The following is a 15,797-nucleotide window of genomic DNA, read 5'->3' on the forward strand; positions in this document are numbered from 1 at the left end:
TATAAATAAAATCACAATGAGAGATTTAAAAAAATAAATAAGTTTTCATTGTTTAAAATAAGGAGGAACACAAATAATGTGTAAAGATTGTAAAAAAACATTTTATATTAGTACGCCAATTTATTACCCATCAACTAAGCTTCATATAGGAAATACCTATACTACCGTAGCTGCTGATGCCTTATCTAGATTCAAGAGATTAACTGGATATGATGTAATGTTCTTAACTGGTACAGATGAACATGGGCAAAAAATTCAAAGAATAGCTGAAGAAAAAGGAATTACACCTAAGCAGCATGTAGATGAAGTTGTTGCTGGAATTAAAGATCTTTGGAGCATGATGAATATAAGCTATGATAAATTTATAAGAACTACTGATGATTATCATATTAAAGCAGTTCAAGATATATTTAAGAAATTATATGATCAAGGAGATATTTATAAGAGTTCTTATGAAGGATGGTATTGTACACCTTGTGAATCATTTTGGACTGACACTCAATTAGTAAATGGTAATTGTCCAGACTGTGGAAGACCAGTTGAAAAATCAAAGGAAGAGGCATATTTCTTTAAAATGAGTAAATATGCTGACAGATTAATAAAACACATTGAAGATCATCCAGAGTTTATTCAACCAGAATCAAGAAAAAATGAAATGTTAAATAATTTCTTAAGACCTGGGCTTCAAGATCTTTGTGTATCAAGAACCAGCTTCAATTGGGGAGTACCAGTAACTTTTGATGAAAGCCATGTTGTTTATGTTTGGATTGATGCTTTATCAAACTATATAACTGCTCTTGGATATGGTCAAGATAATAAAGAATTATATGAAAAGTATTGGCCTGCAGATGTGCATTTAATAGGAAAAGATATCTTAAGGTTCCATACTATTTATTGGCCAATTATGTTAATGGCTTTAGATTTACCACTACCAAAACAAGTATTTGGCCATGGATGGTTACTTGTTGATGGTGGAAAGATGTCAAAATCTAAAGGAAATGTAGTTGATCCAGTCGTACTTGTAAATGAATTTGGGGTAGATCCTGTAAGATATTATTTATTAAAAGAAATCCCATTTGGAGCAGATGGATTATTTAATAATGAAATATTCATAAAGAAGATAAATTCAGATCTTTGTAATGATTTAGGTAATCTTTTATCGAGAACTGTTGCGATGGTTGAAAAATACTTTGGCGGAGAAATACCAGCGCAAAGTGAAAAGGAAGCTATTGATGATGAGTTAATAGGCTTAGCATTAGCAGCACCAGGAAAGATCGAAGACGCGATAAATGAGTTAAATATACCACAAGCATTAGAACATGTTTTTGAATTAATAGGAAGAGCTAATAAATATATAGATGAAACAACTCCATGGATATTGGCTAAAGATGACAGCAAAAAAGCTAGACTTGGAACAGTACTTTATAATCTAGCTGAAAGTCTTAGATTTGCATCTGTAATGATTTCATCATTTTTACCAGATACAGCTAGGAAGATAAATGAACAAATTAATACTTCAGAAATATCATGGGAATCATTAAAATCATTTGATGGAACAAAAGCAGGAACAAAGGTGGTTAAAGCTGAAAACTTATTCCCTAGAATAGATGTTGATAAAAAGCTTGCTGAATTAGAAGCTTTAAAAGCAGCTATGCAGCCAGCTAAGAGAGAGATTACTCAAATAAAAGAAGAAATAACAATTGAAGATTTCGAAAAGATTGATTTAAGAGTTGTAAAAGTATTAGCGTGTGAACCAATAAAAGGTGCTAAGAAATTACTAAAATTAAAAGTTGATTTAGGCAACGAAGAAAGACAAGTGGTTTCAGGAATAGCAGCTCACTACAAACCAGAAGAATTAGTTGGGAAAAACGTTGTATTAGTTGCCAATTTAAAACCTGTAAAGCTTAGAGGAGAATTGTCTCAAGGAATGATTTTATGTGCTGCAAGTGATGATGACAGTATATTAAAAATAGTAGATCCTGGTGACCTTGATACTGGAAGTATAGTAAGATAGGCAGATAAGTCAAAGTCCAAAAGTGATGCTCCAAATCTTGTATTTGGCTAGCAGAACTATCTATGATTTGGTTCCTTGAACTTAGTTACCCCACTTATGAGTTAACATCATATAAAAATGATTTGATGATCATTGCTTACTTTGTGAGTACTCATCTGATGTTAGGAATAAGAAATTTTGTGCAAAAAAATGAACGTCTCATTTAGGGGAATGAGACGTTCTTTAACCATAAAAATAAATGGTTAAAAGGGGTAAATAATAATGCTTTAACTACTTTACAATTTAAATTTTACGATAAAAATATGTCATTTACGTGTCAAAAAGTAAATTTGTAAAATTATAATCGTTATATTGAGAAACACAAATTATGGGAAATAATGATACTAAAAAAATAATTAATGATAAAATAACTTATATAAAGAAATAATAAATAAAATTAAAAATGAAAAGTGTAATAATATAAAAAGTTATAGAATAATATAGAACTTAAACTATATTATTTGAAGTTTATTGTATAAAATGTATAAAAAATATAAATTATGGGAAGGAATGATAAATGAAGATGAATGAGAAGTTTAAAATAATTGATAGCCATGCTCACTATGATGATGAAGCATTTAATGAGGATAGGGCAAATGTACTAAATGAAATTAGAAAAAATGGAGTAGTTGGAGTATTGAATTGTGCATCATCATATGATAGTTTAAAAAGCACGGATAAATTAACAAAAGAATATGATTTTATATTTGGTGCATTAGGGATACATCCTGAAAATGCAGATGAGATGGAGGAAGACATATTAGATGAGATTAGAACGTATATTAAAAGTAATGATAAAATAGTAGCTATTGGAGAGATAGGTCTGGATTATCATTGGGATGAAAATCCTTCTAGAGAAGTTCAAAAAAAAGTATTTAGAAAACAAATGAATTTAGCAAAAGAACTAAAGCTTCCTGTTGTTATCCATGATAGAGATGCTCATAGTGACACATTAGAAATTATAAAGGAATTTCCTGATGTCACAGGAGTAGTTCATTGCTTTTCAGGAAGTGTAGAATTTGCAAAAGAATGCGTGAAACTTGGTTATTATATAGGGTTTACAGGAGTTGTTACTTTTAAAAATGCAAAGAAAACCGTTGAAGTAGCAAAAGAAATTCCGCTAGATAGAATTCTTGTTGAAACAGATTGTCCGTACATGGCTCCAGAGCCAAACAGAGGAAAAAGAAATAAATCAGATTATATTGAATATATAATCACTAAAATAGCAGAAATTAGAAATATTGACCCATATGAGGCTAATTTAAGCTTTAATAATAACTTTGCTAGATTGATTATTAAGGAAAAATAAGGTAAAATATATATTGTACTCTTAATCATTAATTCATGTATATGTTTAATTATGAGCTAAATAGTTTGAGTATCAATTTAATATCATTTTATTTTAAACTCTTTTTAATGAAGTAATGAGAAAACACGCTATCATTTTTATATATTATATTTTTATGCACAAGGTGCATTGTTACTATACTTCATTAATATTGCAAGAGATCACTGGTTTGACAACTTTGGAATATTAATATATAATTCAAAAGACACTCTTGCCAAAGGAGGGAAATTAATGATAGAAAAATTGAGAAGATTTATCAAACAAAGTTTTTCTAACGGTCCGAAGGCAAAATTTATAATTGGTGCAGCTGCAATAATGATTGTAGTTGTTACAGTAGTGACGATAATGAGCATGAGAAAAACGCTCATATTAAGTATAGACGGTAAAGAAGAGACTTTTGTCACGTACAAGGGGACTGTTAAAGATGTGTTGCAGGAAAAAGGAATTCAACTATCCGAAAAAGACAAAGTGCAGCCATCCATAGAATCCAAAGTATCTGAGAAAGAAACTATAAAAATTAAAAAAGCTATTCCAGTTGAAATTAAAGCAAATGGAGTGCAATTAGAAGTGCAAACAGCAGAAGATACTGTTGAGGATATGCTCGATGCAGAGAAGAATACATTAGAAAGTCAAGGAATAGAATTTGACAAAGATGTAGATGAAGTATCACCTTCATTGGATTCTAAGGTAGAAGGGGACTTAAGTGTACAGCTTGTCAAAGTGGACACTAAAGATGTTGTTGAGAAACAACCAATTAACTTTGATACAATAGTTGAAAAAGATGAAAACTTGGACAGCAGTGTCCAAAAGGTTAAGAGTGAAGGAGTTAATGGGGAAAAGGAAATTACTTATCAAATAATATATAAAGATGGAGTAGAAGTTTCTCGAAATGTAAAGAGTACTAAAACTATATCAGAGCCAAAAAATGAAATAGTAGTAAAAGGAACTGGCCAAGTATACGCAAGTAGAGGCGGAGATAGGATAAACTACAAGAAAAAGTTTAATTGTACAGCAACAGCGTACAGTAATCATTCGACTACTGCTACAGGGAGAACTCCTGTTAGAAATGAAGGCGGTTTAAGTACTATTGCGGTTGATCCTTCTGTAATCCCATTAGGAAGTAAAGTTTATGTAGATGGGTATGGATATGCAATTGCAGCGGACACGGGTGGTGCTATAAGAGGCGATAAGGTTGATTTGTATCTCAATTCATCAAGTGAATGTAACAATTGGGGTAGGAAGTCAGTTAACGTATTGGTAGTAGCTTATCCTGGAGAATGGTAAATTATTTTAAGAGATAACATTAGTTATCTCTATTTTTTTTCTTTAACTAATAAAGGTTTTATCATATTATTTAAAGAGATAAGAGTTAAATTACTGTATAATATATTTTATAATTGATTTATTTAGATGAAGAATTATTATTCACATATGAAAGGAAGTAGAATATTGATAAAGGAAGTAATTGTTGTTGAAGGTAGAGACGATGTTGATGCCGTAAAAAAAGCAATAGATGCAGAAATAATATCTGTTGGAGGATTTGGAATAAATGCCAAGGTAATTGAAAGAATAAAAGAGGCTCAGAAAAGAAAAGGCGTAATTGTTTTAACTGATCCAGATTTTGCAGGTGAAAAGATAAGAAGAATAATATCTAAGAGAGTAAAAGGAATAAAGCATGCGTATATAGCGAAGGAAGATGGGCTTAAAAATGGAGATATTGGAGTTGAAAATGCTTGTCCAGAAGTTATCTTAAGAGCACTAGAAATGGCGAAAATAACGGTACAAGAGAAGCAGGAATTTTTTAATATGCAGGATATGTTTTATTTTAAATTAACAGGTGATACTACATCAAAGGTTAGAAGACGTATGTTAGGTAAAATATTAGGAATAGGATATGGAAATGCAACACAAATGATTTCTAGACTAAATAATTATGGAATAACAAGAGAAGAATTTACGGATGCTATAATGGAAATAGAAAAACAATTGGAAGTAGGTAATAATTAAATGGATTTTAAAGATGTAAAAACTCAAGAATTGGTTAAAAAATATAACTTTAAATTTTCAAAGAGTTTAGGCCAAAATTTTTTGGTTGATGATTCTGTACTTAATGATATAGTTGATGGAGCGGAAGTTAATGATGAGGATTTTGTCATAGAAATCGGACCAGGAGTTGGAACATTAACAGCTGAGCTTTTAAAGAAAGCTAAAAAAGTAACATCTATTGAATTAGATAATGATTTAATTCCAATTTTAAAACAAGAATTAGGGGAATATGAAAACTTTGAATTAATACATAAAGATGCACTTAAGGTTGATTTTAATGAACTTATTGGTACTGAAAAGAGTGTTAAACTTGTAGCTAATTTACCTTACTATGTAACTACTCCAATAATAGTTAAGCTTTTAAAAGAAGGATATAACTTTAAGTCTCTAACTATAATGATACAAAAGGAAGTTGCAGAGAGAATAAATTCAGATCCAGATTGCAAAGAATATGGAGCATTATCCGTTTTGGTTCAATATTATTGTAACACTAGTATTATAAGAAAGGTACAGCCAGCTTGTTTTATTCCAAGACCTAAAGTAGAATCTATAGTCATTAGACTAGATAAATTGAATGAACCAAGAGTAAAAACCAAGGATATAAACTTTATGTTTGAGTTAGTAAGAGCAGGATTTAATATGAGAAGAAAGACTTTATGGAATGCGGCAAAAACACTTAAAGTAAATAGAGATAAATTAGAAGAAGCATTTGAAAAGTCAGGAGTAGATCCTAAAAGGAGAGCTGAAACATTGGCATTAGAAGAGTTTGCAAAGCTAGCAGATTGTATTTATGATATAAAGGTTTCAGACTAAAAATAGTACATTTTATATTCAAGGTTTTAAATGAATCATAATTCCAAATCCCAAGCATATATTATATGGAATAAATATATGTGGAGGGAATATAGGGTTTGGCACATAATAAATTGTATAGAAATTTTATAATATTGCAAGAAGATGAAAGAGGATATTCTCATGCTAATGAAAAGGCTTTGTCTGGATATGCGAAAATAGAAGCAAAAGGAGATAAGTGCAAGATTTCTTTTTATGCTCAAAATCTTAGACAAGAAGATAACTATTCGATGGTACTTATTTGTAACAAAAGAGACCTAAGACAATTGATTGATATAGGATCTTTAGCGATAAATGAAGTTGGAAAAGGAGATACTAGCAAAGAATATTACGTTAATAACATAGCTGGTCTTGGAATATCTTATGAAAAAGTATCTGGTGCTGCTATTTGCAGAGTAAAAGATAACGAAAATGAATTCATAATGCATGGATTTATGAATGGAGAAGATTCTACTGATAATTGGAGAAAATTTAAGTATGTTAAAGCAGATTCTAAGAAATACATTGGTAAATCAGATGCAGAAAATGTAAAGAAGGATATTTATAATACGGATGTAGCTAACAAAACTACAATGTCGCAAGTTAGTGATACATCCATAAAAGCATCTGATATAGTCGAGCGTAAAAAGGATGAAGATAGTATTTTATCTAAAGGGAACATAGAATTAGGAAAATCAAATAATAATTCTAGTATTCAAGAAACAGAAAATAGAATTCCAGAAAGTTATACAAACATATATGAAACTAAAGATGATTTTAGTGAAGATAGAAAGAAGAAATGCATGGAATCTAAGAAAGACAAGAAAGATGAGAAATGTGATAAGTGCGACAAGCTTGATGGATACGATTATTATGAAAAAAGCGAAAATGTAGAAGAAACTATTACTAAACTAGCCATGAAATTAGAGACGTATGATGGTTCAGTGGACATGGAAGTGTATCATCATATGTATAAGGATGTTATAATTTATGGCTTCATTAAAGATAAGAATGATTATAATTGCAAGTGGAAGAAATTCAAAATAGAGAAGAAATGTAAAGGGAAAAAAGACCCAAGTTATAATTATATCCAGAATTATAAGAGAATAGAAGAAAACTTTGAACTGGATAAATTGAATGAAATAGATGATTCTGATAGAAAAGATATAATAGATTTTGATAAATATGAAAGTGGTATTAAAAAGATAAAGCCTGCGAGTACAACAACAGAAACTATGGGAACTGGAACAGGATATATGACGCCGCCACCAGCTCCAATGATGACACCACCACCCGCACCTATGACTCCGCCACCAGCTCCAATGATGACACCACCGCCGGCACCAATGGCACCGCCACCAGCTCCGATGATGATGACACCGCCAGCACCAATGGCACCACCACCAGCTCCGAAGCCACCAATGGAGACTACATGGAAGCCATGGCCAGAATATGAAGGAAGTAAAACAGGAAAATGTCCAGAAAATGTTAAGCCATCAGCTCCAAATTGTTTTGGACAACTAGATTTAAGTGATGGAGAACCAGAAAGTTTAAATAAGAAACAGCCAATAATTTCAAATCAAATTAATATAAAGGGAAGCATAGGAAAATACTTTGAAAAAATTGCAGAAGGCTTTGCTCCATTTTTAGGAAAACTAATTGATATAAACTATTGTAAGTGGTATAAAATTGATGTAAATGGTGTAGAAGATTTATCTGATGAATCAAATTATAATCAGTATACATTAGCATATTATCCAATGTTAAATTATTACCCTTATATCAGTAAAGTAGGTCATTTTCTATTAGGATATAAATGCAATAAAGATGGGGATATGCAGTATATTATATACGCTATACCTGGAAGTAAAGCAAAAAGTGATCAGCCATATGGTGGAAGAACAGGATTTGTAACATGGACCAGTGACAATAAAAGCGGAAAAGGATATTGGTTGATGTTTTACGACTTTAAGAATTCTTCAATTGTAATTCCAACCAAATAGTGAAATGTCATGAATAAAAAACAACTGATTGTTACATCAATATTACTATTATTAATGTTGGTTTTAGTTATAACTCAAAGGTTCTTTAAGAATAATTTTGAACAGGTTGTTCTTATGGATCAAGGAATAAGTGAGTTTACTGAATATGCTCTTGATGATAATAAGTATACTATATCTTTGCCAAGTGACTGGACTGTTGAGGAAAAGGAAAGTAAAGGACAATATGTAAGTTATAGATTAGATTTTAAAGACAAGAATAATAAACTTACAGGTCTTGTTGAAGTAATAAATACCAAAGAAGATTTAAATGCATTTGCAGAAAAGGAATTGGATAATCAGTATTTGGAATATTATAATTCAGAAGTTATGCCTTTTAAAAATTCTAATAATTCAGGAGTATTGGTTAAATATGATACATCCATAAAAAATGGATATACTTTTAAAAATGAATGCTATTATTTAAATTTTGAAGAAGGTCAAACAATAAAAATATTATTTAATATAAAAACACAATATTATAAAGATAACATTGAGACTGTGCTTAGTAATATTATCTCAAACATTAAGTTTTCGAAAAAGTAAGAAATAAGTGATCCTATTACAAGATACCATAATAGGAAAATTAAACTTATAATATTTTGTATAATGAAGACTTGCCTTAGTTTATACTTCAAATATAAACTTTATTAAAATATTTATTTTCGGATGTTTTTGTAAAGTAAATAAGATTTGCCAATGGTACGGATAAGTATTATAATTTAAGTATCAAGGAGAGGCGGATAGAGCTTCTCCTTGATACTTATTTGACGTTTGGAGGGGAGTAATGAGGATAATACTATTCGAGGTATTTGGGATACAAATAAAGAGTTATGGATTAATGATTGCAATTGGAATAATAATTGCAGCCACTTTATTTATAAATAAGGGAAAAAATAGAGGATTCGATGAAGAACTTTTATTGAATTTAGTTATTTTTGCAGTACTTGGCGGTATATTTGGAGGTAAGGCATTATTTATAATAACTGAAATTAAAGATATTATAAAAGATCCAAGCATATTATTGAACTTTGGATATGGATTTGTAATTTATGGAGCTATAGGTGGTGGAGCCATAGCTATATATTTATATTGTAAAAGAAAAGGTTGGAATTTCATGGAGATCTTAGACATGACGGTTCCAGGGCTCGCAATAGCTCAAGGATTTGGGAGGATTGGATGTTTTTTAGCAGGATGCTGTTATGGTGAAGAAACTACTCTGCCTATAGGTGTTAAATTTCCGGAAAATTCCCTAGCACCAGCAGGCGTATATTTACAACCAACACAAATATATTCATCTATTTTTGATTTTTTACTAGGTTTTTTACTTTTATACTATAGCAAAAGAGAAAGGCAATCTGGTAAGGTTGTGGGCTTATACTTAATAATATATAGTATAGGGAGATTTTTAGTGGAATTTTTAAGGAATGATCCAAGGGGTAGTGTTGGAATTTTTTCTACATCACAATTTATTGCAATATTTACTTTGATACTAGGGATTAGTATTTATTATAAACATAAGATTTTTAAAGGAGCGGAGAAAAGAATTGAAGAAAAATAAGTTTTCAATTATTGCTTTATCTATATTAATAATTACAAGTATGATGCTCTCTGGTTGTGATTTTATTAATAATGTAGAAGTAAAATTAAACCTAAAAAATCAAAAGTTTGATTATATAAAACAAAATAGAGTTGATAAAATAGTAATACAGAGTGTTAGGGATAGCGGGTTCAGATTTATTGTTAATGATAGTAAAGCAATAGATGACATTTATGATATACTATCTGATGGAAGTGAAGTATCAAAAAAGAGTTCACTAGCGCCGGATTATATTTTTGAAATATATACTGGAGATGAAGTGAAAAAATACCAATATGTAGTTGGGGCAAATGAGAAAGGAACAGGAAACTTTTATGATGAAAATGATGCTTTTTCAGTTCCGAAAAATTTAGAAAATACGATAATGGAGAATCTTTCATTTATTAGAAAGCCTAGGGACTTTAATTATATATATTATCAATCAATATTAAAGGTTATTGAAACTAAAAAGGATGCTCTAGCAGATGGAAGCAAGGTAGGAATCGATATACAGGGAGATACAGACTGTTTGAAGTATGTTTTTTCTACAGACTTAGAGGAATTTAAGAAAAATTTAAATGCAGAGTTACCTAATAGTGATTTGGTAGATAAAAATCCTGAGGATTTTGATGTAATAGTTAAGGTAAAGAACCGAGGATTTAATACTACACTTTTTAAAACATTGATAACAATAGATAATAAGAAAGATAAATCTTCTGAAAATTACTATGTAATAGCAGAATATAATTATAATAAAGATTGGGACATAAAAGTAAGTGAGCCAGGTAAAGTGCCACAAGACTGGTAAGGGAGGATAATATAGTATGAGTTGTGAAAATTGTAAAAGTAAGGATACATGTACATCCAAAGGTGAAGGATGTAAGGAAGAAAGCTTAAAACTTATATCTAGATATGGCAAAATTAAAAATGTTATAGGAGTTATAAGTGGAAAAGGTGGAGTTGGAAAATCAACAGTTACTGGAATGATGGCAACTATGTTAGCTAAGAAAGGCTATAAAGTTGGAGTTCTAGATGCAGATATTACAGGACCATCTATGCCAAGGTTTTTTGGAGTAAACAGTAAAAGAGCTACTATAATTCCATTGGAAAATGATATGGTAAGATTTGAACCTGTAACAACAGAGAGCGGAATAAAGGTGATTTCTATGAATCTTCTGACAGCAGTAGAAGATGAGCCTGTTATTTGGAGAGGACCTGTAATCACAGGGGTATTAAAACAAATGTTTATAGAGACTAATTGGGGAGAACTTGATTATTTACTTATAGATATGCCTCCAGGTACTGGAGATATAGCATTGACTGTAATGCAGGAGTTCCCAATTAACGAAGTTGTAATAGTGTCTACTCCACAAGATATGGTATCAATGATAGTTAAGAAAGTAGTAATAATGGCTGAAAAAATAGGCGTTAAGATCAAAGGTGTAGTAGAAAATATGGCATATATAAACTGTCCAGATTGTGAAAAAAAGATAAGAGTATTTAGCAGAAAATCCTCAGAAGAAAATGCTGAATATTTAGGAATACCATTGATTGGAGAATTACCTATTAATATTGAATTTACAGAAGCATTGGAAGAAGGAAAAGCAGAAGAATATGTTAGAGAAAATCCTTTATATTCATTAATATTTGAAGGATTATATTAAAAATAATTATATTATGGTTTTATAAATTTATTTTAGATTTTAAATTATACATATACATAACTTAATATTCCTTGGGAAATAATAAGTTATGTAATTCTAGATTGAGGAGATGAAATAAATTATGAAACCAAATGTAGATAAAGATACATGCATAGCATGTGGATTATGTCCATCTATATGTCCGGAATGTTTTCAAATGGAGGATGATGGAAAAGCTGGAGCTGTAGTTGATGAAGTTCCAGATGGTTGTGTTGATGAAGCAAAAGAAGCTGAAGAAAGCTGTCCAGTTAACGCAATTACGGTAGAATAATAAAAGTTTAATTACAAGTACAAATTGGACATTTAAAAGAAAATTATATATTAAAAAGTAGTATCATTTAATCTAAAATAGGCTTGATATAGTGAAAGTATCAAGCCTATTTCTATATAAAATTATAATTGGTTTTTATAAGATCAATATCTAACTGTGTAATGCCTTTATTGAGGATGCGTGGATTATTCTTTCAAAAGGAAGAACTGTTAAAATAACTAAACATATAATTCCTTCTATTCCTACCATAGGTCCATTAACAATTAGTGAATAAACAATTGGAGACACTCCTTCTGGTGCAAATGATCCAAAGAAAGCAACGCCAGAAATAAAGTGGCATATAAACCTTACAAATACAGCTACACTTGTCCCGATTAGCCTCTTATCTTTAAAGAAACCAGCAAGGCCTAGGGCCGCGAATGGTAGTGGGTAATCAAATAATACTTGAACTGGATGTAAAATATATGGGTCTAAGAATAATGTAATTACTCCATAAAGGAAGCCGGTTAAGCATCCAACCTGTGGACCATACATAAAGGCTATAAAGAGCACAGGAACCATACTGCCTAAAGTGATACTTCCACCTTGAGGAAAGTGATATAACCTCAGTATTTTTAATATAGTAGCCAATGCTAAAGCTATTCCAATTCTGGCAATTAACTGAGGCGTAAATTTTATTCCTTTAGCTTTTACTAAAACTATAAGCAATAATATACAACCGATTAAAGTAATAATAGACATAGGGCTTGCTAATATATCTGTAATATGTTGTGGTAATTCTAAGAAATAACTAGAAAATTGTTCAGCCCAATCATTAAAAAGTGACATAAAAAAAACCTCCTTAATTGTGCTTGGAGATTCTCAACCTAATAATATAGAATAAAAAATTTTATAAGGTTGCATTCCCTACGCTAGAATTAACTAGATCAGGTTTTAAGGGTTTATGAATATCAAATCTCAGCCAATGGCTCCCCTAGCACATTACTATATTTTATACCTATAGTTAAAAATAGTCAATTAGATTATAGCTGTTGAACTTGTCATTTTTCCGGTGAGTATTGCTATAGTTAAGATTGGTGTTATTTAAGTTTACACCATGATGAACGATGCTATTAGAAGGTATATTACATGATGCAGTTGTAATAATATCACCATTACTATTAACAATGATTGAATCTTTGTAAGTGGAATCTAACACAAAATCTTTCATATTTAAATAAATCCTTTCATGAATTTTCTTTGATAATATTATTTACAATTGAAGAAATATGTATTCATCTATAAAGATTTTAAATAATATAAGTTATGTAAAAGACAAGCCTAGGGATGATTTTAAAAAGTCAACTTAATAAAAACATCAAAAACAAGTTAAATTTAAAGATAATTGGGTGTAAATCATGATAATTAAAATGTAGATGCTTAAAAATAAAAAAATAGAACTATTGCTAATGAATACCTAATACAGTATAATATACGATAGTAATAATACTATATATTGTGCCACGGAGGGAATAATAATGCTATATGTTGTGAAAAGGGATGGGAGAGAAGTTGAGTTTAACTCTGACAAGATAGGTCAGGCGATTAAGGGAGCAGCTAGTGAAATCGGTTTAAATTTGAAAGAAAGTGAAGTATTAGATACGGTACATAAAGCAATCACGTATATTGAAGCAGAATATACAGGATCAATAACCGTAGAACAAATACAGAATTCTGTAGAGAGAGCATTGAAAGATGGAGAGCATAAAGATATATCAATTGCTTATTCAACATACAGAAGTGAGAGAACAAAGGTTAGAGAAATAAAATCAGATTTAATGAAAGCTATAAGGCAGATTGGAATTGAGACTGATAGAGATAATGCAAATGTAGGAAATAATTTTAGTTCTAAGCTTCTTAGAATAGCTTCTGAATCGAATAAGTGGAATACTTTAGCCATAATGCCTAAGAATTTAGCCAGAGCTCACGAAGTAGGCGATTTATACTATCATGATTTAGACAGCTATAACTTGACAGTAAACTGCTTACACATACCAACAAGAGAGATACTTGAAAATGGATTTAATACTGGGTATGGAACAATTAATGCTCCTAGAAGAATAGAGACGGCTGCTGAATTATCTTGTATATTGTTACAGTCAACTCAAAATGATATGTTTGGAGGGCAATCTCATCCAGATTTTGATAATGATATGGCTATATTTGTCGAGCCTACCAGAGATGAAATTAGAGAAGAACTAATAGAATTGGGAATATCAGAAGAAAAGATAGAAGATTTAATTGAAGAAAAAGTAAAAAAGAAAATACATCAAGCTATGCAGGGAGTTGTATATAATCTTAACACAATGCATTCAAGAGCTGGATCTCAAGTTCCATTTAGTTCAATAAACATTGGTCTACCTACAAGTAGAGATGCCGCATTAGTATGTGAAATTTTTCTTTTAGAATATGAAAAGGGGTTAGGTAAAGGAGAGCAGCCTATTTTCCCTAACATAATTTTTAGAGTAAAATCAGGTGTTAATAGAGAAGAAAATGATCCATATTTTTATTTATTTAAGTTAGCCTGTCGAGTGGCTGCAAAGAGAATGAATCCGACGTTTATGAATATTGATGCAGATTTCAATAAAGAATATTATGATCAAGGCTATGTTCCTGCGACTATGGGATGTAGAACTTACCTTATGAAAAATATAAATGGTGAGCCAGGATGTAAAGGAAGAGGAAACATAGCACCAACAACTCTTAACCTTCCAAGAATAGGTTTGCAGGCTAAAGGGGATATAGATAAGTTTTTTGAGATATTAGATTCAAGACTTGAATTAGCAAAAGAATCTTTAATGCATAGATATAACATATTAAAAAAACTAAGAGTTAAAGATTTACCTTTTGTTGCAGGTCAAGGGCTTATGAGGGGAGCAGAAGGCTTAACTTCTGATGATTCTATTGAACCAATTTTGAAGCAAGGAACTTGGGGAATTGGATTCATAGGACTTGCAGAAACTTTAGTAGCTATAAGAGGGAAACATCACGGTGAAGATGCTGAAACAAGAGAACTGGGGATGAAAATCATTGAACATATAAGAAAATATTGTGATAAACTTACAGAAGAATATAAATTAAATTGGAGCTGCTATGCTACTCCAGCAGAAGGACTTTCAGGTAAATTTATAAAACAAGATCAAAAAGTATTTGGAATAATAAAAGGTGTAACAGATAAGGAATATTATACAAATAGTTACCATGTACCAGTAGGTTATCCGATATCTATTAAAGATAAAATTGATATTGAAGCACCATATCATAAACTTTGTAATGGTGGGCATATAAGTTATATTGAGGTGGATGATTCGCCAGATGCACAAACAATAATGGATATACTAAACTATGCATACAAGAACACTAATATTAGTTATATGGGAATTAATTTTCACATAAGATACTGTAGGGAATGTGGTACTTATTTACATGAGAATCAAAGTAAGTGTCCAAAGTGTGGAAGTACAAATATACAAGGAATATCTAGAGTTACAGGATATTTGAGCTTAGATGAAAGATTTGGAGCTGGAAAGTATCATGAAAGAGAAGATAGGATATCACATACAGAGAACCATGGTCATCATTATTAAAAAATTATTAGTGATTGTAAGTACTTTAAATAGTAAAATTTGATTATTCTTATTTTCAAAGTTAGTTTGGGGTAATTAATTTAAGAAACTATGTTAGGATAAAAATAAATTAACGGTTGTTAAAATTTTATCTTAGCATAGTTTTTTTATATTTATACACTAAAATTTAATATATCTGGCTATATATTAAATTTTTCTACATAATTATGTAATTGTTTAGTATAAATACAAATCAAATTGCATGAATTTGTTAGAAAAATAAAAGATTGAATTTCTTAAACTATGCAATATTGAAAAAAAA

The 15,797-nt window shown here is 30.4% G+C and carries 13 protein-coding genes and 1 riboswitch; of the genes, 12 read left to right on the forward strand and 1 reads right to left on the reverse strand.

Annotation, left to right across the window (positions count from 1 at the left end; genetic code table 11):
- Positions 1-76 precede the first annotated feature (76 nt).
- The 11 genes from metG to CDLVIII_RS01615 all read left to right on the forward strand — a co-directional run bounded on the left by metG (position 77) and on the right by CDLVIII_RS01615 (position 11,870).
- Entirely contained in the window at positions 77-2,014 is a 1,938-nt protein-coding gene (gene metG / locus CDLVIII_RS01565) for a methionine--tRNA ligase (protein WP_009167717.1), read from the forward strand.
- Positions 2,015-2,576: 562 nt separating this feature from the next.
- On the forward strand, positions 2,577-3,362 hold the full coding sequence (locus CDLVIII_RS01570; RefSeq protein WP_035302015.1) for a TatD family hydrolase: 786 nt from the start codon (positions 2,577-2,579) through the stop codon (positions 3,360-3,362).
- A 270-nt stretch (positions 3,363-3,632) separates the two neighbouring features.
- Entirely contained in the window at positions 3,633-4,685 is a 1,053-nt protein-coding gene (locus tag CDLVIII_RS01575) for a 3D domain-containing protein (protein WP_009167719.1), read from the forward strand.
- Between the two features lie 165 nt (positions 4,686-4,850).
- Positions 4,851-5,408 (forward strand): ribonuclease M5, encoded by a 558-nt coding sequence (rnmV, locus tag CDLVIII_RS01580; RefSeq protein ID WP_035301633.1) that lies wholly within the window; start codon positions 4,851-4,853, stop codon positions 5,406-5,408.
- Positions 5,409-6,260 carry a 16S rRNA (adenine(1518)-N(6)/adenine(1519)-N(6))-dimethyltransferase RsmA gene (gene rsmA, locus CDLVIII_RS01585; RefSeq protein ID WP_009167721.1) on the forward strand — a complete coding sequence of 284 codons (852 nt, stop codon included), beginning with the start codon at positions 5,409-5,411 and terminating at the stop codon, positions 6,258-6,260.
- Between the two features lie 98 nt (positions 6,261-6,358).
- Positions 6,359-8,281 (forward strand): hypothetical protein, encoded by a 1,923-nt coding sequence (locus CDLVIII_RS01590; protein WP_009167722.1) that lies wholly within the window; start codon positions 6,359-6,361, stop codon positions 8,279-8,281.
- 9 nt (positions 8,282-8,290) lie between these two features.
- Positions 8,291-8,863, forward strand: a complete 573-nt coding sequence (locus tag CDLVIII_RS01595) for a hypothetical protein (protein ID WP_009167723.1) — start codon at positions 8,291-8,293, stop codon at positions 8,861-8,863.
- A gap of 241 nt (positions 8,864-9,104) precedes the next feature.
- Positions 9,105-9,878, forward strand: a complete 774-nt coding sequence (locus CDLVIII_RS01600; RefSeq protein ID WP_009167724.1) for a prolipoprotein diacylglyceryl transferase — start codon at positions 9,105-9,107, stop codon at positions 9,876-9,878.
- Entirely contained in the window at positions 9,865-10,704 is an 840-nt protein-coding gene (locus CDLVIII_RS01605; protein WP_009167725.1) for a hypothetical protein, read from the forward strand. The genes CDLVIII_RS01600 and CDLVIII_RS01605 overlap by 14 nt, the downstream gene beginning before the upstream one ends.
- 16 nt (positions 10,705-10,720) lie before the next feature.
- On the forward strand, positions 10,721-11,560 hold the full coding sequence (locus CDLVIII_RS01610) for an Mrp/NBP35 family ATP-binding protein (RefSeq protein WP_009167726.1): 840 nt from the start codon (positions 10,721-10,723) through the stop codon (positions 11,558-11,560).
- A 121-nt stretch (positions 11,561-11,681) separates the two neighbouring features.
- Positions 11,682-11,870 (forward strand): ferredoxin, encoded by a 189-nt coding sequence (locus CDLVIII_RS01615; protein ID WP_009167727.1) that lies wholly within the window; start codon positions 11,682-11,684, stop codon positions 11,868-11,870.
- 150 nt (positions 11,871-12,020) lie between these two features.
- Here CDLVIII_RS01615 and thiT read toward each other — a convergent pair whose 3' ends face one another.
- Positions 12,021-12,698, reverse strand: coding sequence for an energy-coupled thiamine transporter ThiT (thiT, locus tag CDLVIII_RS01620; protein WP_009167728.1), 678 nt, complete (start codon positions 12,696-12,698; stop codon positions 12,021-12,023).
- Between the two features lie 57 nt (positions 12,699-12,755).
- A riboswitch (TPP riboswitch) is annotated at positions 12,756-12,855 on the reverse strand.
- A gap of 532 nt (positions 12,856-13,387) precedes the next feature.
- Here thiT and CDLVIII_RS01625 point away from each other — a divergent pair.
- On the forward strand, positions 13,388-15,496 hold the full coding sequence (locus tag CDLVIII_RS01625; protein WP_009167730.1) for an anaerobic ribonucleoside triphosphate reductase: 2,109 nt from the start codon (positions 13,388-13,390) through the stop codon (positions 15,494-15,496).
- Positions 15,497-15,797: the final 301 nt, after the last annotated feature.

The organism is Clostridium sp. DL-VIII, assembly GCF_000230835.1.
Taxonomy (GTDB): domain Bacteria; phylum Bacillota; class Clostridia; order Clostridiales; family Clostridiaceae; genus Clostridium.